The organism is Stenotrophomonas sp. STK17_22 (assembly GCF_051983905.1).
Classification (GTDB): domain Bacteria; phylum Pseudomonadota; class Gammaproteobacteria; order Xanthomonadales; family Xanthomonadaceae; genus Stenotrophomonas; species Stenotrophomonas maltophilia_A.
This window is the reverse complement of record NZ_CP197010.1, coordinates 4,531,713-4,550,290: the sequence shown is the minus strand read 5'-3', so window position 1 is coordinate 4,550,290 and position 18,578 is coordinate 4,531,713. Positions and strand designations below refer to the sequence as shown.

At 65.1% G+C, this 18,578-nt stretch carries 17 protein-coding genes; 13 read left to right on the top strand and 4 right to left on the bottom strand.

Features of this window, described 5'->3' with window-relative positions:
• Window positions 1-7: 7 nt before the first annotated feature.
• Window positions 8-1,816 (top strand): dihydrolipoyl dehydrogenase, encoded by a 1,809-nt coding sequence (gene lpdA, locus ACSYS9_RS21180; RefSeq protein ID WP_071229583.1) that lies wholly within the window; start codon window positions 8-10, stop codon window positions 1,814-1,816.
• A gap of 444 nt (window positions 1,817-2,260) precedes the next feature.
• Here the strand turns inward: lpdA and ACSYS9_RS21175 are convergent, their stop codons facing one another.
• Window positions 2,261-3,079, bottom strand: a complete 819-nt coding sequence (locus ACSYS9_RS21175; RefSeq protein ID WP_010481314.1) for a hypothetical protein — start codon at window positions 3,077-3,079, stop codon at window positions 2,261-2,263.
• A gap of 459 nt (window positions 3,080-3,538) precedes the next feature.
• On the opposite strand from ACSYS9_RS21175, the gene ACSYS9_RS21170 reads away from it, so the two are divergent.
• From ACSYS9_RS21170 to ACSYS9_RS21125, 10 genes are all read left to right on the top strand, one after another.
• Window positions 3,539-3,904, top strand: coding sequence for a hypothetical protein (locus ACSYS9_RS21170; protein ID WP_006394654.1), 366 nt, complete (start codon window positions 3,539-3,541; stop codon window positions 3,902-3,904).
• 31 nt (window positions 3,905-3,935) lie between these two features.
• Window positions 3,936-4,736 (top strand): F0F1 ATP synthase subunit A, encoded by an 801-nt coding sequence (gene atpB, locus ACSYS9_RS21165; RefSeq protein WP_010481316.1) that lies wholly within the window; start codon window positions 3,936-3,938, stop codon window positions 4,734-4,736.
• A 73-nt stretch (window positions 4,737-4,809) separates the two neighbouring features.
• Entirely contained in the window at window positions 4,810-5,115 is a 306-nt protein-coding gene (gene atpE / locus ACSYS9_RS21160; RefSeq protein WP_005411133.1) for a F0F1 ATP synthase subunit C, read from the top strand.
• Between the two features lie 106 nt (window positions 5,116-5,221).
• Window positions 5,222-5,692 carry a F0F1 ATP synthase subunit B gene (locus tag ACSYS9_RS21155; RefSeq protein WP_005419512.1) on the top strand — a complete coding sequence of 157 codons (471 nt, stop codon included), beginning with the start codon at window positions 5,222-5,224 and terminating at the stop codon, window positions 5,690-5,692.
• 2 nt (window positions 5,693-5,694) lie between these two features.
• Window positions 5,695-6,222: a F0F1 ATP synthase subunit delta gene (locus ACSYS9_RS21150; RefSeq protein ID WP_005411131.1), complete on the top strand. Its 528-nt coding sequence runs from the start codon at window positions 5,695-5,697 to the stop codon at window positions 6,220-6,222.
• Between the two features lie 44 nt (window positions 6,223-6,266).
• A complete protein-coding gene (atpA, locus tag ACSYS9_RS21145) occupies window positions 6,267-7,814 on the top strand; it encodes a F0F1 ATP synthase subunit alpha (protein ID WP_005411130.1) in 1,548 nt (515 codons plus the stop codon).
• Between the two features lie 97 nt (window positions 7,815-7,911).
• Window positions 7,912-8,775 (top strand): F0F1 ATP synthase subunit gamma, encoded by an 864-nt coding sequence (gene atpG / locus ACSYS9_RS21140; RefSeq protein ID WP_005411129.1) that lies wholly within the window; start codon window positions 7,912-7,914, stop codon window positions 8,773-8,775.
• A 37-nt stretch (window positions 8,776-8,812) separates the two neighbouring features.
• Entirely contained in the window at window positions 8,813-10,219 is a 1,407-nt protein-coding gene (gene atpD, locus ACSYS9_RS21135) for a F0F1 ATP synthase subunit beta (RefSeq protein WP_005411128.1), read from the top strand.
• A 113-nt stretch (window positions 10,220-10,332) separates the two neighbouring features.
• Window positions 10,333-10,755 (top strand): F0F1 ATP synthase subunit epsilon, encoded by a 423-nt coding sequence (locus ACSYS9_RS21130; RefSeq protein WP_005419509.1) that lies wholly within the window; start codon window positions 10,333-10,335, stop codon window positions 10,753-10,755.
• Between the two features lie 177 nt (window positions 10,756-10,932).
• Window positions 10,933-13,074 (top strand): hypothetical protein, encoded by a 2,142-nt coding sequence (locus ACSYS9_RS21125; RefSeq protein ID WP_143048233.1) that lies wholly within the window; start codon window positions 10,933-10,935, stop codon window positions 13,072-13,074.
• 5 nt (window positions 13,075-13,079) lie between these two features.
• Here the strand turns inward: ACSYS9_RS21125 and ACSYS9_RS21120 are convergent, their stop codons facing one another.
• Window positions 13,080-13,463, bottom strand: a complete 384-nt coding sequence (locus tag ACSYS9_RS21120; protein WP_032129059.1) for a GtrA family protein — start codon at window positions 13,461-13,463, stop codon at window positions 13,080-13,082.
• A gap of 83 nt (window positions 13,464-13,546) precedes the next feature.
• Between ACSYS9_RS21120 and glmU the strand changes: the two genes are divergently transcribed.
• Window positions 13,547-14,914, top strand: a complete 1,368-nt coding sequence (gene glmU, locus ACSYS9_RS21115; protein WP_071228874.1) for a bifunctional UDP-N-acetylglucosamine diphosphorylase/glucosamine-1-phosphate N-acetyltransferase GlmU — start codon at window positions 13,547-13,549, stop codon at window positions 14,912-14,914.
• Window positions 14,883-15,431: a GNAT family N-acetyltransferase gene (locus ACSYS9_RS21110; protein ID WP_071228875.1), complete on the top strand. Its 549-nt coding sequence runs from the start codon at window positions 14,883-14,885 to the stop codon at window positions 15,429-15,431. Before glmU ends, ACSYS9_RS21110 begins: the two co-directional genes overlap by 32 nt.
• A gap of 380 nt (window positions 15,432-15,811) precedes the next feature.
• On the opposite strand, the gene ACSYS9_RS21105 is transcribed toward ACSYS9_RS21110, so the two are convergent.
• Window positions 15,812-17,164: a sensor histidine kinase gene (locus ACSYS9_RS21105; protein WP_049399192.1), complete on the bottom strand. Its 1,353-nt coding sequence runs from the start codon at window positions 17,162-17,164 to the stop codon at window positions 15,812-15,814.
• Window positions 17,161-18,507 carry a sigma-54-dependent transcriptional regulator gene (locus tag ACSYS9_RS21100; RefSeq protein WP_071228885.1) on the bottom strand — a complete coding sequence of 449 codons (1,347 nt, stop codon included), beginning with the start codon at window positions 18,505-18,507 and terminating at the stop codon, window positions 17,161-17,163. The genes ACSYS9_RS21105 and ACSYS9_RS21100 overlap by 4 nt, the downstream gene beginning before the upstream one ends.
• Between the last annotated feature and the right edge of the window lie 71 nt (window positions 18,508-18,578).

Sequence of the window (18,578 nt, the reverse complement as noted above, 5' to 3'; positions counted from 1 at the left end):
ACCCACCATGGCCACGATTGAAGTCAAGGTTCCCGACATCGGCGATTACAGCGATGTGCCGGTGATCGAAGTGTTGGTCGCCGTCGGCGACACGGTGAAGAAGGATCAGGGTCTGGTGACCCTGGAATCGGACAAGGCCACCCTGGAAGTGCCGTCCTCGGCTGCCGGCGTGGTCAAGGAAATCAAGGTCAAGCTGGGCGACACCCTGTCCGAAGGCGCTGTGGTCGTGGTGCTGGACGCCGAAGGTGCCGCCGAAGCCCCGGCCAAGGCGGCCGCGCCGGCCCCGGCAGCGGCCGCTCCGGCCAGCAAGCCGCCGGTGACCCCGTCGCACCGCGCCCCGGCTGAGCCGGCGGCGCCGAAGCCGGCGCTGTCCAGCGGCAAGCCGGCCGACATCGAATGCGAAATGGTCGTGCTGGGCTCCGGCCCGGGCGGCTACACCGCCGCTTTCCGCGCCGCCGACGTCGGCCTGGATACGGTGCTGGTCGAGCGCTACGCCAGCCTCGGCGGCGTCTGCCTCAACGTGGGCTGTATTCCGTCCAAGGCGCTGCTGCACGCTGCAGCGGTCATCGACGAAGTGGCCCACGCCGGTGATTTCGGCGTCGAGTTCGGCAAGCCGACCATTACCCTGGACAAGCTGCGCGAGTACAAGGAAAAGGTCGTCAACCAGCTGACCAAGGGCCTGGCCGGCATGGCCAAGCAGCGCAAGGTCCGCAGCGTGCAGGGCGTCGGCAAGTTTGTCTCGGCCAACGAACTGGAAATCACCGCGGCTGACGGCAGCACCCAGCTGCTGCGCTTCCAGAAGTGCATCATCGCCGCCGGTTCGCAGGCGGTGAAGCTGCCGAACTTCCCGTGGGACGACAAGCGCGTGATGGATTCCACCGACGCGCTGGAGCTGGCCGAAGTGCCGGGCTCGCTGTTGGTTGTCGGTGGCGGCATCATCGGCCTGGAAATGGCCACCGTGTACAGCGCGCTGGGCAGCAAGGTCACCGTGGTCGAGTTCATGGACCAGCTGATGCCGGGCGCCGACAAGGACCTGGTCAAGCCGCTGGCCGACCGCCTGAAGAAGCAGGGCATCGAAGTCCACCTGAAGACCAAGGCCTCGGGCGTCACCGCCGATGCCAAGGGCATCACCGTGACCTTCGACGCCGCCGAGGAAGGCCAGGCGCCTGCGCTGGCGCAGGGCACCTTCGATCGCGTGCTGGTGGCCGTGGGCCGCTCGCCGAACGGCAAGAAGATCGATGCCGAAAAGGCCGGCGTGCAGGTCACCGACCGTGGCTTCATCCCGGTCGATCGCCAGATGCGCACCAACGTGCCGCACATCTTTGCCATCGGCGACATCGTCGGCAACCCGATGCTGGCCCACAAGGCCACGCACGAGGGCAAGCTGGCTGCCGAAGTGGCCGCCGGCCACAAGAAGGAATGGGTGGCCCGCGTGATCCCGTCGGTGGCCTATACCAACCCGGAAATCGCTTGGGTCGGCGTGACCGAGACCGAAGCCAAGGCCAAGGGCCTGAAGGTCGGCGTGGCCAAGTTCCCGTGGGCCGCCAGTGGCCGTGCGATCGGCATCGGCCGCACCGAGGGCTTCACCAAGCTGATCTTCGACGAAGAGACCCACCGCATCATCGGTGGTGCGATCGTCGGCGTGCACGCCGGTGACCTGCTGGCCGAGATCGGCCTGGCCATCGAGATGGGTGCCGAAGCTGAAGACATCGGCCACACCATCCATGCCCACCCGACGCTGAGCGAATCGGTGGCGATGGCCTCGGAAATCTACGACGGCACGATCACCGATCTGTACATGCCGAAGAAGAAGTAAGGCGCCCGCGCCTTCGCGAATGAAAAGCCCCGGCATCTGCCGGGGTTTTTTGTTTCTCCGCTCCGGATTTTTGCGGGCGGTGGGGCCGCTGCGCGGGTGGCAGGCGTTTGGACAAATGTCCCCCGTCGTCCGCCTGCGGCGGTCGCCTCCTCCTTTACTTTGTCCAAACGCCTGCCACCCGCGCAGCGGCTCGGCTTGCGGATAGTCGAGAGCCACAGCTTGGCCCGCCTGGATGCCTGACACGCGGGGGAAGAGGGGCTTGCGTGCGAAGTAAAGGAGGAGGTGACGGCCGCAGGCCGGTGCCGGGGGACATTCGCACGCAAGCCCCTCTTCCCCCAGCGCTCGACCAACCTGCTTCTCTGCTCGACGATGCAAAGAAAAAGCGCGGCCCCGATGTTCCGGAGGCCGCGCCAGGAGAGAGAGTGCCGTGGAAGGGGCGGGGGATCAGAACACGAAGCTGACGCCGGCCACCGGGCCCTTGAATTCCTGCTTCAGGCCGATGGTGCCGTCGCTGCCCTTCTTGTCCGCGTCGAGCTTGAACCAGTCGTAGCCAGCGAACACACCGAAGTTCTTCGTGAAGCGGTAATCCACGATGGCGTTGGCGCGGCTCAGGTCGCCCTTGTAGTCATCGAAGCTGCCCCAGCGCGTGTTGAGATACTGGCCCTGCAGCGTGATCATCCACTTTTCCGACGGGGTGAAGCTCAGGCGCGCACCGACCACCGGCGCCACGCCGTCGGTCTTCTCATTGAGGAACTGGCCTTCGTAGACAGTGCCCAGATCGGCATAGGCCTTGGTGCTGACCTTGGCGTACTCGGCACCCAGCTGCAGGCCGAGGTCGAAGGTATCGGTGTCCACCACCGAGTAGTCATAGACCAGGCTGGCGACCTGGTACTTCAGTTCACCCTTGACGAAGCTGCCGGACGGCACGTTGACGTCACCGAAGGAGATGTCCTGGCCAAGGGTCTCGCGGCGGTCCTTGTCGTACTTGAAGTAGTTGAACAGCAGGCGCTGGCGGTTGCTGATGCGGAACATGCCGTCAATGCGCGGTTCCCACTCCTTGCCACCCAGCTTGAAGTCCTCGGAGAAGCCGATGTCCTGGCCGGCGACGTTGGTCTTGCCGCGAAGGGTGTTGTCCGAGTCGATGTTCATCGCACCCAGGCGCAGGGCGAAGCGGTCGTCGCCTTCAGCGGCGTGGGCGGCAGTGGCGAACGAAGCGCCGGCGGCGAGCAGGGAGAGGGCGAGAAGGGTGGGTACGGGGCGCATCGAAGAGTCCTTGCAGTGGTTCATCAGAATGAAGGCCACTGTGCCGGACAGGCCCGTCCACCATCCGTGAACGTATGGTCCACGAAGTGTGCACGGTTCAGCGCTGTCGCGACGATGCAAAAAGATGGCCCCGGAGCCGGGCTTCGGGGCCATCGTGGGACCTGCGGGGCGGAGCGTCGACGAGGTTGCTGCAGGCAGGTCGAAAGATCGGACCGGCGCATTCGGTGAAAGTTCCGCAGCCTGCGACCAAAGTTCAATACTGCGCTGCAACATCATACGGACGTCATTGTCCCCTGGGTGGCACGCAAAAATGTAACCGTTACCGCAACTTGCGGCCTCCCGGGATGAACAGGGAGCGGTTGTCTCGCAAATTGTCCCATTGCTATAATTTGGCGGCTCGATGAGGCCCCCCTGCTGTAGTCGCCTCAGCCCTCCACTTGCAACCACGCGGGACGTCCTGTGCTGAACTCCGTTGATGCGGGTCGGCGACTGATGCTGCGCGCCGCGGTCTACCCGCTGGCCGCAGTGGCTGTCCTGGCCCTGGCCTTCCTGCTGGTAGGTCCGAAATATGCCCTCGGCGCACTGGCGTCCGGTGTGGCCATTTCGGCCGGTGGCTGGGTGGCGGCACGGATGGCACTGGGCGGTGGGGCACTGGCCGCAGGTTCGGCGATGGCTCGCCTGATCATTGCGATCGTGGCCAAGTGGGTGGTGGTTTTCGGCGTCCTGCTGGTGGGGTTCCTGGTCTTCAAGCTGCCTGCATTGGCGCTGTTGGCCGGTATCGCCGTCGGCTTGATGTTCCAGGTCCTGGCGATGGCCAGGCGTTGACAGAATTCAATTAACTGAAGGTTCCGGACACATGGCGGGCGAGGCTCTAACCCCTACCAGCTACATCCAGCATCACCTGCACAACCTGACCGCGCCGGTCGGCAAGGGTGAGGGTATGTTCTGGCATATCCACGTCGATACCTTCCTCACCGCGGTCCTGATGGGCCTGGTGATCGTTGTCGCGTTCTGGCTGGGCACCCGCAAGGCCACCGCCGGCGTGCCGGGCAAGTGGCAGGCCTTCGTTGAAATCTGCCTGGAGTTCGTCGACCGCCAGGCCAAGGACACCTACCACGGCAAGAGCAAGCTGGTCACGCCGATCGCCATCACCATCTTCTTCTGGATTCTGCTGATGAATCTGCTGAAGATGATCCCGGCCGATTTCATCGCCAAGCCGCTGGAATGGGTGGGCGTGCACTACTGGAAGCCGGTGCCGACCGCTGACGTCAATGCCACCCTGGGCATGGCCATCAGCGTGTTCTTCCTGATGCTGTTCTTCGCGCTCAAGTCCAAGGGCCTGGGCGGCTTCATCAAGGAATTCCTGACGGCGCCGTTCGGCAAGTGGATGATGCCGTTCAACCTGATCCTCAACATCGTCGAGTGGCTGAGCAAGCCGATCTCGCTGGCGATGCGACTGTTCGGCAACATGTTCGGCGGCGAAATCGTGTTCCTGCTGATCTGGGTGCTGGGTGGTGCCGGTTTCTTCGGTGCCATTGCCGGTGGTGTGTTCGGCCTCGGCTGGATGCTGTTCCACCTGCTGGTGATCCCGCTGCAGGCCTTCATCTTCATGATGCTGTCGATCGTGTACCTGAGCCTGTCGGAAGACGCTCACTGAGTTTCAAGCTTCAACGCGTTTCAACCTTCATCCGTTTCATCACCCTTAGCAACTTAAGTTCCTGGAGATAACCATGTACTTCGCCGTCCTGACCAACTTCGCGCAGATTCAGAGCTCCACCGCCCTTGCCGTCGGCATCATGATCGGCCTGGCCGCGCTGGGCGCCGGTCTGGGTCTGGCCATCATGGCTGGTAAGTTCCTGGAGTCGGCCGCCCGCCAGCCGGAACTGATCCCGGTCCTGCAGGTCCGCATGTTCATCACCGCCGGCCTGATCGACGCCGCGTTCATCATCTCGGTCGCCGTCGGCCTGCTGCTGGCCTTCGCCAACCCGCTGTCGGCTGCCTTCGCTGGCGCCGTCACCAAGGCTCTGGCCGGCTGATACAGCGGTTTGAGACGACCGGGTGCTGATGCACCCGGTTTCGGATGAAGGCCGGATGCGCCGCTACGGCGGCGCGTCCACCCCGAAACCAGCGATCGAGCTAACCATGAATATCAATTTCACCCTTCTTGCGCAGGCGCTGGCCTTCGCTGGTCTGATCTGGATCATCGCGACCAAGATCTGGCCGCCGCTGATGAACGCGATCGAAGAGCGCCAGCAGAAGATTGCTGAAGGCCTCGCTGCTGCCGACCGCAGCCAGAAAGATCTGGCCCAGGCGCAGGAGAAGGTCAACGAAGCGCTGAAGGAAGCACGTACCAAGGCCAACGAGATCATCGATCAGGCCCACGCACGTGCCAACCAGATCGTTGATGCTGCCCGTAACGAAGCGATCACCGAAGCCACCCGTCAGAAGGAACTGGCCCAGGCTGAAATCGACGCCGCCGCCAACCGTGCCCGTGAAGATCTGCGCAAGCAGGTGTCCGCGCTGGCCGTGACCGGTGCCGAAAAGCTGCTCAAGCGCGAAATCGACGCCAACGCCCACAAGGCGCTGCTCGACGAGCTGGCCTCGGAGATCTAAGGATGAGCCAGGCCCTCACGCTTGCCCGCCCGTACGCCCGCGCCGCGTTCGCGACCGCGCGCGACGAAGGCGCGTTCGCGCCGTGGTCGGACGCCCTGGCGTTCTCCGCCCACGTCGCCGCCGACCCGCGCGTGGCGGCCCTGCTCGCCAACCCGGAGCTGGGTCGTGACGACGCCGTCGCCCTGCTGGCGCCGGTGTCCCACGGCGAGACCTACTCGCGCTTCCTGGCCATCCTGGCCGAATCGCATCGTCTGCCGCTGCTGCCGGAGATTTCCGGCATGTTCGACGCCCTGCGCGCCGAAGCCGAGCACGTGGTCAAGGCCACCGTCACCTCGGCCGCCGAACTGTCGGCCGGTGAGCTGGACGCGATCAAGGTCGCGCTGCGCAAGCGCTTCAACCGCGAGGTCGACGTGACCACCGCGGTCGATGCCTCGCTGATCGGCGGCGCCGTGATCGACGCCGGCGACGTGGTCATCGATGGTTCGCTGAAGGGCAAGCTGGCCCGTCTGCAGACCGCGCTCGCTAACTGAATTCATTTAACGTCCGGCCCCGCTGCCGGCACTAGGACTTGACGATGGCAACCACGCTCAACCCCTCCGAAATCAGCGAACTGATCAAGAACCGCATCGAGAAGGTCAAGCTGGCCGCGGAATCGCGCAACGAAGGCACCGTGACCAGCGTGTCCGACGGCATCGTGCGCATCTTCGGTCTGGCCGACGTGATGCAGGGCGAAATGATCGAACTGCCGAACAACACCTTCGCCCTCGCCCTGAACCTGGAGCGCGACTCGGTCGGCGCCGTGGTGCTGGGTGACTACGAGCACCTGCGCGAAGGCGACGTCGCCAAGACCACCGGCCGCATCCTGGAAGTGCCGGTCGGTCCGGAACTGCTGGGCCGCGTGGTGAACGCGCTGGGCGAGCCGATCGACGGCAAGGGCCCGCTGGGCACCGACCTGACCGCTCCGGTGGAGCGCGTTGCGCCGGGCGTGATCTGGCGCAAGTCGGTCGACCAGCCGGTGCAGACCGGTTACAAGTCGGTCGACTCGATGATCCCGATCGGCCGTGGCCAGCGCGAGCTGATCATCGGTGACCGCCAGACCGGCAAGACCGCGATGGCGATCGATGCCGTGATCAACCAGAAGGGCACCGGCATCAAGTGCGTGTACGTTGCGATCGGCCAGAAGGCTTCGACCATCGCCAACATCGTGCGCAAGCTGGAAGAGAACGGCGCGCTGGCCCACACCATCGTGGTGGCCGCGACCGCTTCCGAATCGGCTGCCATGCAGTACATCAGCGCCTACTCGGGCTGCACCATGGGTGAGTACTTCATGGACCGCGGCGAAGACGCGCTGATCGTGTACGACGATCTGTCCAAGCAGGCCGTTGCCTACCGCCAGATCTCGCTGCTGCTGAAGCGCCCGCCGGGCCGTGAAGCCTACCCGGGTGACGTGTTCTACCTGCACTCGCGCCTGCTGGAACGCGCTGCCCGCGTGTCCGAGGAATACGTCGAGAAGTTCACCGAAGGCAAGGTCACCGGCAAGACCGGTTCGCTGACCGCGCTGCCGATCATCGAAACCCAGGCCGGCGACGTGTCCGCCTTCGTTCCGACCAACGTGATCTCGATCACCGACGGCCAGATCTTCCTGGAAACCGACCTGTTCAACGCCGGCATCCGCCCGGCCGTGAACGCCGGTATCTCGGTGTCGCGCGTCGGTGGCTCGGCCCAGACCAAGATCATCAAGAAGCTGTCCGGCGGCATCCGTATCTCGCTGGCCCAGTACCGCGAGCTGGCTGCGTTCGCGCAGTTCGCCTCGGACCTGGACGAAGCCACCCGCAAGCAGCTGGAGCGTGGCCAGCGCGTCACCGAACTGATGAAGCAGAAGCAGTACGCGCCGATGTCGATCGCCAACCAGGCGCTGTCGATCTACGCCGTCAACGAGGGTTACCTCGACGACGTGCCGGTCAACAAGCTGCTGGCGTTCGAAGAAGGCCTGCACGCCCACTTCGCCAACACCCAGGGCGAGCTGGTCAGCAAGGTCAACGCCACCGGCGGTTGGGACAACGACATCGAAGGTGCCTTCAAGAAGGGCATCGCCGAGTTCAAGACCACCGGCAGCTGGTAATCGCGGTCCTGTAGAGCGGAGCCTCTGGCTCCGCTGGACCAGATGACAAACGGTTGAACAACGCGGGGCAGCAGCCCCGCGCCACGGGAAACAAGAGATGGCAAGCGGACGCGAAATCAAAACCAAGATCAAGAGCGTGCAGAACACCCGCAAGGTGACGCGCGCCCTGGAAATGGTCTCGGCCTCCAAGATCCGCAAGGCGCAGGATCGGATGAAGACCTCGCGTCCGTACGCGCAGGCGATGAAGCAGGTGATCGGTCACCTGGCCCAGGCCAGCACCGACTACCAGCATCCGTTCCTGGTCGAGCGTGAGCAGGTCAAGCGGGTCGGCTTCATCGTGATCTCCTCCGATCGCGGCCTGGCCGGCGGCCTGAACAACAACCTGTTCCGCAAGATGCTGGGCGAAGCCAAGGCATGGCAGGACAAGGGTGCGGAAGTGGACCTGGTGACCATCGGCCAGAAGGCTTCGACCTTCTTCCGCCGCGTGAAGGTCAACATGGTCGGCAGCGTGACCCACATCGGCGACGTGCCGAAGCTGGAATCGCTGATCGGTGTGATCAAGGTCATGCTCGACGCCTTCACCGAAGGCAAGATCGACCGCGTGTACCTGGTCTACAACCGCTTCGTGAACACCATGGTGCAGAAGGCCAGCTTCGATCAGCTGCTGCCGCTGCCGCCGGCTGAGAAGCAGGTCGCTCACCACGACTGGGACTACCTGTACGAACCCGATGCCGCGACCGTGCTCGAGCACGTGATGACGCGTTACATCGAGTCGCTGGTGTACCAGGCACTGCTGGAAAACGTCGCCTCCGAGCATGCGGCACGCATGGTTGCGATGAAGGCGGCGAGCGACAACGCCAACAAGCTGATCGGCACCCTGCAGCTCGTCTACAACAAGGCGCGCCAGGCAGCGATCACCCAGGAAATCTCCGAAATCGTCGGCGGCGCGGCAGCAGTCTGACCGCGTTCGTTCAAAGCACACATTAGAGGATGCAGCAATGAGTCAGGGCAAGATCGTTCAGATCATCGGCGCGGTCGTCGACGTCGAATTCCCGCGTGAATCGGTGCCGAAGGTGTACGACGCACTGAAGGTGGAAAACACCGAGATCACCCTCGAAGTCCAGCAGCAGCTGGGCGACGGCGTGGTGCGTACCATCGCCCTCGGTTCCACCGACGGCCTGAAGCGCAACCTGGTTGCCGTCAACACCGGCCGTGGCATCTCGGTGCCGGTCGGCGCTGGCACCCTGGGCCGCATCATGGACGTGCTCGGCCGTCCGATCGACGAAGCCGGCCCGGTGGCCGCCAGCGACAGCTGGGAAATCCACCGTGCGGCCCCGTCGTACGAAGACCAGTCCCCGGCCACCGAACTGCTGGAAACCGGCATCAAGGTCATCGACCTGATGTGCCCGTTCGCCAAGGGCGGCAAGGTCGGCCTGTTCGGCGGCGCCGGCGTCGGCAAGACCGTCAACATGATGGAGCTGATCAACAACATCGCCAAGGCGCACAGCGGTCTGTCCGTGTTCGCCGGCGTGGGTGAGCGTACCCGTGAGGGCAACGACTTCTACCACGAAATGAAGGACTCCAACGTCCTCGACAAGGTGGCGATGGTGTACGGCCAGATGAACGAGCCGCCGGGCAACCGTCTGCGCGTCGCCCTGACCGGCCTGACCATGGCCGAGTACTTCCGCGACGAGAAGGACGAAAACGGCAAGGGCAAGGACGTCCTGCTGTTCGTCGACAACATCTACCGCTACACCCTGGCCGGTACCGAAGTGTCGGCACTGCTGGGCCGCATGCCGTCCGCCGTGGGTTACCAGCCGACCCTGGCCGAGGAAATGGGCGTCCTGCAGGAGCGCATCACCTCGACCAAGAACGGTTCGATCACCTCGATCCAGGCCGTCTACGTTCCCGCGGACGACCTGACCGACCCGTCGCCGGCAACCACCTTCGCCCACCTGGACTCGACCGTGACCCTGTCGCGTTCGATCGCCTCGCTGGGTATCTACCCGGCCGTCGATCCGCTGGACTCCACCAGCCGCCAGATGGACCCGCTGGTCATCGGCCACGAGCACTACGACACCGCCCAGCGCGTCCAGCAGACCCTGCAGAAGTACAAGGAACTGAAGGACATCATCGCGATCCTGGGCATGGACGAACTGTCCGAAGAGGACAAGCAGGCCGTGTCGCGCGCCCGTAAGATCGAGCGCTTCTTCAGCCAGCCGTTCCACGTGGCCGAAGTGTTCACCGGTTCGCCGGGCAAGTACGTGCCGCTGAAGGACACCATCCGTGGCTTCAAGGCCATCGTCGATGGCGAGTACGACCACCTGCCGGAGCAGGCGTTCTACATGGTCGGCGGCATCGAAGAAGCGGTCGAGAAGGCCAAGAAGATGGCCGAGAAGGCCTGATCCGGGGCGGGCGGGAGCGATCCTGCCCGACCTGACGCCGGCGCCGGGCAACCGCCCGCGCCGGTGGACTCCCACGGTGGCATTGCGCCGCCGCGAACAGCGAAGAGATTTGCATGAGCACGATCCGTTGCGACATCGTCAGCGCCGAGCAGGAAATCTTCCGTGGCGAAGCGACCCTGGTCGTGGCCACCGGTGAGCTGGGCGAACTGGGCATCGCGCCCAAGCACGCGCCGCTGATCACCCGCCTGAAGCCGGGCAAGGTGGTGGTGACCACGCCGAACGGCGAGCAGCTGGATTTCGCCATTTCCGGCGGCATCCTGGAAGTGCAGCCGCAGGTGGTGACCGTGCTGGCCGACACCGCGATCCGCGCGCAGGACATCGACGAAGCCTCGGTCCGCAAGGCCAAGGAAGAAGCCGAGCGCATCCTGGCCAACCGCGGCGAGGCGATGGAAGTGGCTGAAGCCCAGCAGAAGCTGGCCGAAGCCGTCGTCCAGCTGCAGGCGCTGGAGCGCCTGCGCAAGAACCTCAAGCACTGACACGTGCTAGGGAACCATCGGCAGCCATGCCGGTAGTGATGGAAGATCGCCGGCTCAGTGCCGGCGATTTTCGTTGAGGAGAAGGGAGGCATGCACGGAATGCAGTACGCATCGGCCCCGAGCATCGGCGCCACGGATGCAGCCCGTTCCCGATGGGCTCGGCCTGAAACGCTGTGGGTGGCAAGCTGGCTGCTGCTGTGCCTGCCGTGGCTGATCGGTACCAAGGTCATTCCGTACGACGCCGTGCAGCAGTTCTTCCCGGCGGTCAGTTTCAGTGCCGAGCAGCTTCGGAACCTGCAGGCCCCTTGGTGGAATCCCTACCTGTTCGGTGGCTATCCGCAGATCGCCGATCCGCAGATGATGACGCTGCAACCGACCATGGTCCTGCCGATGCTGCTGGCGCCGGCGTCGTTGCATCTGTTCACCTTGGTGGTGCTGCTGCATGTGCTGGCGGGTGGCTTCGGCGCGCTGCGCCTGGCGCGTTCATTCGGACTTTCTGCACCCGCACAGTGGTTCTTTGCGATGGTGCTGATGTTCGGTGCGGTGGCAGCCTCCCGCCTGCAGCACACGCCGATGATCGTCAGCTACAGCCTGCTTCCCTGGATCTGGTTGGGCCTGTCGACTGTTCGGAACCGGGGCCGCGCGCGTGACGTGCTGCTGGCGGGACTTGCAGGCGGCCTGTGCGCGCTGCAGCTGACCCAGGTGACCTACTTCATCATCCTGGCGTGTGCCGTGTACGCCGCAGGCGCAGTGCTGTCGGCAACAGGCAAGCGCTTCCGCCTCGCATTGCAGCTGTCCGCGGTCGCCCTGATCGCCGCCGCCGTGAGCGCCCCCCAGTGGCTTTCCACGTTGGCCTGGCTGGGTGACACCAATCGTGATGGCATGACCCTGGAGATGGCGCTGGCCGGTGCGATGCACTGGCAGGGGCTGGTAACACTGCTATCGGGAAATGTGTTCTCGCAGGTACGTGGGGTCAGCTGGTCCTTCGGCGATATCACCACGGACTACCTCTATTTCGGCGCGGTGCCACTGGCGCTCTGGCTGGCCTGGGGCGGCAGCGTTGTGCACAGGCAGCGACGGGCCACCTGTCTGGCGCTCGGTGTACTGCTGTTGACGACACTGGTCGCGCTGGGTGACGTCACTCCGCTGTTCGCATGGCTCTTCAGCGGATTGCCGGGTCTTGATCTGTTCCGACGGCCCTCTGACGCGCTGTTCCTTGCGGTACCGGCAGCGGCCTGGCTGGGTGCACAGGCGTTGCAGGTTGCGTTGGAAAAGCGCGCACTGCGCCCGCACCGGGTGTCGTTGGTGGTAGTCGTTGTCCTGGTGTGCGTTGCCTCCTGGCTGGCCGCGAGCCACGGGCATCTGGAAGCCTTTGCGTGGCTGGCAGCCAGTGCCGGCATCGGCACTGCCGCGGTGCAGCTGCTGCGCCGGCATCCGGCTCCGGTGCGCTGGCTGATCGCACTGGTCGTGTTCGACATGCTGCTGTTCAACGTGGGAACACGCTTCAATACATCGGGGGCCCGTCCGCCGGTAATGACGGCCGAGCGCAATGGCGCCACGCAGCGCGCCTATACGCTGCTCGCCGCCGAACGGCGCACTGGCCTGCCCGAGCGCGCCATCGTCTTCGGCATCGGCGTGCTGACCAATGGCGCGGCTGTGCATGCGATTCCACTGGCCAATGGCTACAACCCGCTGCTGTCCAGTGATTACCAGGACATGGTCGGCATGCCGACGGAGCCCGTGGCTGCTTTCCAGCAGAAGGCGACGACCCCTTGGGCTCCCGACATGGACGCCCCCGTGTACGACCTGCTGGGTGTCCGCTGGCTGCTGTCACCGGAGCCGTTTGCAGGGTCCGATGACCAAGGCAGCGACGTGCAGCTGGCGCTACGCGGAAGTGTGCTGCCGCGCACGCTCAACCCGCAACGGGTGCAGCGGCACAGTGAACGCCTGCCACCGGCCGCTGAGTTCAACCAGACGGACTTCAGCCAGGCGGTCTGGCTGCCCACCGGGCAGCAGACGGACTGCCCTGAACGTGAGGCGGGCCGGCTGAAGGTGCTCTCGCAAGCCTATCAGCCCGGAAGGATCGCCCTTGACGTGGACGCCGAGCATCCGGCGTGGCTGGTGATCAATGAGGTGACCGCCCAGGGCTGGCAGGCCCGGCTGGATGGCGGAGCGTCGTTGCCGCTGATGCGTGCCAACGGGCTCTTCCACGCGGTGTGTGTGCCCGCGGGGCGGCATCGTGTGGAACTTGGGTACAGCCCGCTGCAGCTGTGGCGGGATGGGCTGCCGAAGCGATTCGCCGCGGGTGGAGCAGGCTGAAGGTCTCAGCGGAAGACCACATGGCGCAGCAGCAGGAAGGAGATCATGGCGATCCCACCTTCGATCAGCGGCTTGGCCAGCCAGGCCCAATCCAATCCAAGGTGGCGGCTGGTCAAAGCGACCAGCACCGTGCTGGCGGCGGTAAGTGCGGCCCAGATTCCCAGAAAGCGTGAAAATCGACGCCAGCCAAGGCGCGCATCACCTGCGTTGGCAAAGGTGTAACGGCCGTTGAGCCAGAAGCCCAGCAGCATCCCGGCCAGGCGTCCGGCAATGTTGGCAGGCACCACCGGCAGGCCCAGCGCGGTCGCGGTGACGAACACCAGCCAGTCGAGCAGCAGCTGCACGAGCCCGATGATGAGATAGGTGCTTCCCTGGCGGACGAGGCCCATCAGTGCGGTGAAGGAGGTGGGATGCACATGTTAACGGCCCACGCTCTAGAATCATCGGCAACGAACCACGGACTGCCGTTTCCATGACCCAACCCCTGCACGTCATCATCCTCGCCGCTGGCGCGGGCAAGCGAATGAAGTCGGTGCTGCCGAAGGTGCTGCAGCCGATCGCCGGCCAGCCGATGCTGGCGCATGTGATCGATGCGGCCCGCGAACTGCAGCCCTCGGCGATCCACGTGGTCTACGGCCATGGTGGTGAAGCGGTGCGCCAGTACTTCGCCGACCAGCCCGACCTGCAATGGGCTGAACAGGCACGGCAGCTGGGCACCGGCCATGCGGTGGCCCAGGCGATGCCGCAGGTGCCTGACGCCGCGCAGGTGCTGGTGCTGTACGGCGACGTGCCACTGATCCGCACGCAGACCCTGCGCGACCTGCTGGCGCAGCCGGGTCGCCTGGCGGTGCTGGTCGCCGATGTCGATGACCCGACCGGCTACGGCCGCGTGCTGCGCGATGCCGAAGGCAAGGTGGGCTCCATTGTCGAGCAGAAGGACGCTACCGACGACCAGCTGCGTGTGCGCACGATCAATACCGGCATCATTGCCGCCGAGTCGACCGCGCTGCGGCGCTGGCTGTCGCAGTTGTCCAACAGCAACGCGCAGGGCGAGTACTACCTGACCGACGTGTTCGCCTTTGCCGCGCACGAGTACACCCCGGCCGAAATGGCACTGGTGGCCGACGCGCAGGAAGCCGAAGGGGCAAACGATCCCTGGCAGCTTGCGCAGCTGGAGCGTGCCTGGCAGCGCCGCGCGGTACGGGCCCTGTGCGCGCAGGGCGCGCGCGTGCGTGACCCGGCACGACTGGATATCCGTGGCACCGTCACCGTGGGCAGCGATGTGCTGATCGATGTCGACGTCGTTCTGGAAGGCCACATCGTGCTCGGCGACGGCGTCACCGTGGGCCCGTTCAACCGGCTGAAGGACGTCAATCTTGGCCCGGGCACTGAAGTGCGCGCGCATTGTGATCTTGAAGGCGTGGTCACCGAAGGTGCTGCGCTGGTAGGACCGTTCGCGCGGCTGCGTCCGGGGACCGTGCTCGCCGACGGCGTGCACGTGGGCAACTTCGTCGAGACCAAGAAGGTCACCCTCGGTGTTGGCAGCAAGGCCAACCATCTGACCTACCTGGGCGATGCGGTGATCGGCAGCAAGGTAAACATCGGTGCCGGCACCATCACCTGCAACTACGACGGCGTGAACAAGTCGACCACCACCATCGGCGACAACGCCTTCATTGGTTCCAACAGTTCGCTGGTAGCACCGGTGACCATTGGCGACAGTGCGACGATTGCCGCCGGTTCGGTCATCACCCGCGACGCCCCGGATGGCAAGCTGACACTGGCACGTGCACGACAGGAAACCATCGATGGCTGGAAGCGCCCGCTCAAGAAGTCCTGAGCCACGCATCCCGCATGCCGACGAACTCGGCATGCTGCCGGCAATTGAACAACGTGCCGGTGAACTGCTGAAGGGTCACCAGGCCTACCCGGTGTTTGCCGGGCATGGTCTGGACCTGCCGACGCTGCAGGATGGCCTTCAACGTGGCCAGTTGTGGGTGGTGGATGCGGCTGACGGTGGTATCGCGGGTTACCTGCTGGCCGGCGAACTCTGCGGTGAATTCCATGTGCTGCAGATGGACGTGGATCCCGCACACGCGCGGCGTGGCTACGGCCGCGCTTTGCTGCGCCATGCCTTGGCGCAGGCGAGGGCGGGAGGCTACGCGGCCGCGGTGCTGACCACGCTGTCCGATGTGCCGTGGAATGCGGCCTTCTATGCCAGCGAAGGATTCGACGTAGTGCCCGAGGCGCAGTGGAACGATGGCCTGCGCGCGGTGATGGCCGAAGAGGCTGAGCTCGGGTTCCCGATGCACCTGCGGGTGGCGATGCGGCGATCCATCTCTTCGCTGGATGGCTGAAGGTCGGCCACCGGTCATGGGCGTTACTTTTCTTTGTGCGCAAAGAAAAGTAACCAAAAGAAACGCTCCGCCGGTCGCGAGCCGATGCTGCGCATCGGTGCCCTGCGCTTCTCGGTGAATCAGGGGACGGCGCCGAACTCGCTGCGCTCAAACATCGGCGCCTCTGCGCCCCAGATTCCCCGGCGATGCTTGGCTCGCTCAAGGCGGAACCAACATCCAGAGCCGCAGCTGCACCCAGTCGATTCAAACTACGCGTTGATCTCGTTGCGTTTGCTCTTGATGCTCCCGTTCCCCTGGAGCGCAGGATGCCGATGCCGCAGCTTTGGCAGGTGCCGACCTTGGTCGGCATATACACACTACCGGGAACCCCGTTGGCCCGATCAACCCACCGGCAACAGGATCGACACGCACAACCCGCCATCGCCGCGATTCTGCAGTGATACCCGGCCGCCATGCGCTTCCACGATCTCGCGGGTCAAGGCCAAGCCCAGCCCGGTACCATTGCGCTTGGTCGAATAGAACGGCATCAGCGCATTCTGCAGCACCTGCTCGTTCATGCCCTTGCCGCGATCCAGTACGTCCAGGCGCAGCCACTGCGGCAGCCGCGTGAGTTGCACCTGTACGTCGTCGTTGGGCGGTTCTGCTTCGGCGCAGGCTTCGTGCGCGTTCTTCAACAGGTTCAGCAGTGCCTGCCCGAACTGGGCGATGTCGATGCGGCTGCTCAGTTCCTCGTCCGGCTCACGTTCCATGCCGAATGGGATCTGCTGGCGCAGGCTGGACAGGAAGGGGGCCCAGTGCACGGTCTGCAACTGCGGTTGCGGCAGCTTGGCAAAGCGCGCATAGCCGCGGATGAAGCCTTCCAGGTGGCGTGCACGATCCTCGATGGTGGTGAAGATCTCCGGCAGCCGGTCAAAGCGCTCACGCTGCACCAGTACACCGCCGGAGTGGGCCAGCGAGGCAATCGGTGCCAGCGAGTTGTTGAGCTCGTGGCTGATCACCCGGATCACCTTCTTCCAGGTCTGTACTTCCTGGCGGCGCAGCTCGGCGGTCAGCAGGCGTACCAGCAGCAGGTCGTGCGGACGACCATTGAGCTGGAAGGCGCGGCGCGAGAGGTGGTACACCTGCTCGTCGTCCTCATCGCCGTCCTCGCCCTCGGCATGCACCGCGAACAGGCTGTCGCCACCGCGGGCGATGGCATCGCGCAGCTCCACCGGCACCTGTTCCAGCACGTCCTCCAGGCGCTGGCCTTCCAGCTTCCAGCCGCCATGCAGCAGCTTGCGCGCAGCCAGATTGGAGAACACCACGCGGGCGATGCCATCACCGCCCGAGGCGATCAGCAGCATCGCCACCGGCGTGTTCTGCACCATCGTGTCCAGCAGAAGTTCGCGTTGCACCAAACCCTGCCGCTGTGCACGCAGCACATCGCCCAGTTCGCGGTGTGCCTGCACCAGGTCGCCGAGCTCGTCATTGCCGGGCCAGTGCACGCCGAAGTTGTATTCGCCGTCGCGATAGCTGCTGGTGGTGCCCGCCAGGGCCCGCATCAGTGACCGCACCGGGGCGGTAGCGCGACGCAGGGTCCACCACATCAGCGACAGCAGGATCAACGCCGACACCGTGGTCACCACCCAGCCATGGTCCATCCAGTAGGCCAGCAGCCACGGCAACGCGGCGGCCAGCGCCAGCACCGGCAGCAGGCGCAGGAACAGGCGGAAAGTGAACGAGCGCCGTTTCATTCTCGCGGGATACCGTGGCGGTCCATGCGCCGGTACAGCGCCTGGCGGCTCAGGCCGAGTTCGGCGGCGGCCTGGGCGATGACGCCATGGTTGCGCGCCAGTACCTCTTCGATGCGCGCGCGGTCGGGGTCATTGCCCGCACTGGGGGCCGGGCGCGGTGCTGCGGCTGCGCGCGGCAGGTTCAGGTCGGCCACTTCAATGCGGTTGCCGGTGGCCAGCAGTTCGGCGCGCTGGATCACGTTGCGCAGTTCGCGCACGTTGCCTGGCCACGGGTGGCGCAGCAGGGCGGCGGTGGCGGCGCTGGACAGGGGTTTGCCAGCGGTCAGGAAGCGCTCGGCCAGCGGCACGATGTCGCCCGGGCGATCGGCCAGCGGCGGCAGCACCAGTTCCACCGTGTTGAGGCGGTAATAGAGGTCTTCGCGGAAGGTGCCGTCGCGGATCATCGCCGGCAGGTCGGCATTGGTCGCGCTGACCACGCGGACCTTGACCTGGCGTTCGCGGTTGGAGCCCAGGCGCTCGAAGCGGCCGGTTTCCAGCACACGCAGCAGCTTCATCTGCCCGCCCAGCGACAGGTTGCCGATCTCATCCAGGAACAGGGTGCCACCATCGGCGGCCTCGAACTTGCCTTCGCGCGCCTTGTTGGCGCCGGTATACGCACCGGCCTCGGCACCGAACAGTTCGGCCTCGATCAGTTCCGAAGGCAGCGCGCCACAGTTGACCGCCACGAATGGGCCCTTGGCCACCAGGGAATTGGCCTGGATGATCTGCGCGATCTTCTCCTTGCCGGCACCGTTCGCGCCGGTGATCAGTACCGGCAGTTCCGAGCGTGCGACCTGGCAGGCGAGAGCGATGACGCGCTCGCTGGCGGGGTCGGCGAAGACCGCGCCGCACAGGTCATACTTCTCTTCCAGCGCATTGCGCTGGCGCAGTTCACGGCTGCGGCGCCGGTCCAGTTCGCGGCGCGCCTCGGACAGTTCCAGCAGGTTGTTGACCGTGGTCATCAGCTTGCGGTCGTCCCAGGGCTTGGCCAGGTAGTCGGCCGCACCGGCCTTGACCAGATCCACCGCGCTGCTGAGGTGGGTCCAGGCGGTCAGCAGGATCACCGGCAGATCGGGATGGCGCGCGCGGATCTGCGCGAACAGGGCCTCGCCTTCTTCGCCGGAGGTGGTGTCCTCGCTGAAGTTCATGTCCTGGATCACCAGGTCGACCGGCTGCGACTCCAGCAGGGCCAGCCCTTCGGACGGGCTCTGCGCCTGCAGGGTGTCGATGTCGTGCAGGGAGAACAGCACGTCCAGCGCGGTACCCACGCTGGCGTTGTCGTCGATGATCAGGATTGCAGGCATCAAGCGGTTCTGCAGAAAGGGATGGGCGGCGCCGTTGGAGCCGTTCGTGTCCACGCACCGGGAGAGCCCGG

Excerpts from the sequence above, each read along its gene's own strand:
- ACSYS9_RS21110 (WP_071228875.1), top strand. The coding sequence starts at position 14,883 with ATGGCTGGAAGCGCCCGCTCAAGAAGTCCTGAGCCACGCATCCCGCAT.
- atpE (WP_005411133.1), top strand. The coding sequence starts at position 4,810 with ATGTACTTCGCCGTCCTGACCAACTTCGCGCAGATTCAGAGCTCCACC.
- atpD (WP_005411128.1), top strand. The coding sequence starts at position 8,813 with ATGAGTCAGGGCAAGATCGTTCAGATCATCGGCGCGGTCGTCGACGTC.
- ACSYS9_RS21130 (WP_005419509.1), top strand. The coding sequence starts at position 10,333 with ATGAGCACGATCCGTTGCGACATCGTCAGCGCCGAGCAGGAAATCTTC.
- lpdA (WP_071229583.1), top strand. The coding sequence starts at position 8 with ATGGCCACGATTGAAGTCAAGGTTCCCGACATCGGCGATTACAGCGAT.
- atpA (WP_005411130.1), top strand. The coding sequence starts at position 6,267 with ATGGCAACCACGCTCAACCCCTCCGAAATCAGCGAACTGATCAAGAAC.
- ACSYS9_RS21105 (WP_049399192.1), bottom strand. The coding sequence starts at position 17,164 with ATGAAACGGCGCTCGTTCACTTTCCGCCTGTTCCTGCGCCTGCTGCCG.
- ACSYS9_RS21100 (WP_071228885.1), bottom strand. The coding sequence starts at position 18,507 with ATGCCTGCAATCCTGATCATCGACGACAACGCCAGCGTGGGTACCGCG.
- ACSYS9_RS21155 (WP_005419512.1), top strand. The coding sequence starts at position 5,222 with ATGAATATCAATTTCACCCTTCTTGCGCAGGCGCTGGCCTTCGCTGGT.
- atpG (WP_005411129.1), top strand. The coding sequence starts at position 7,912 with ATGGCAAGCGGACGCGAAATCAAAACCAAGATCAAGAGCGTGCAGAAC.
- ACSYS9_RS21175 (WP_010481314.1), bottom strand. The coding sequence starts at position 3,079 with ATGCGCCCCGTACCCACCCTTCTCGCCCTCTCCCTGCTCGCCGCCGGC.
- atpB (WP_010481316.1), top strand. The coding sequence starts at position 3,936 with ATGGCGGGCGAGGCTCTAACCCCTACCAGCTACATCCAGCATCACCTG.
- glmU (WP_071228874.1), top strand. The coding sequence starts at position 13,547 with ATGACCCAACCCCTGCACGTCATCATCCTCGCCGCTGGCGCGGGCAAG.
- ACSYS9_RS21120 (WP_032129059.1), bottom strand. The coding sequence starts at position 13,463 with ATGGGCCTCGTCCGCCAGGGAAGCACCTATCTCATCATCGGGCTCGTG.
- ACSYS9_RS21150 (WP_005411131.1), top strand. The coding sequence starts at position 5,695 with ATGAGCCAGGCCCTCACGCTTGCCCGCCCGTACGCCCGCGCCGCGTTC.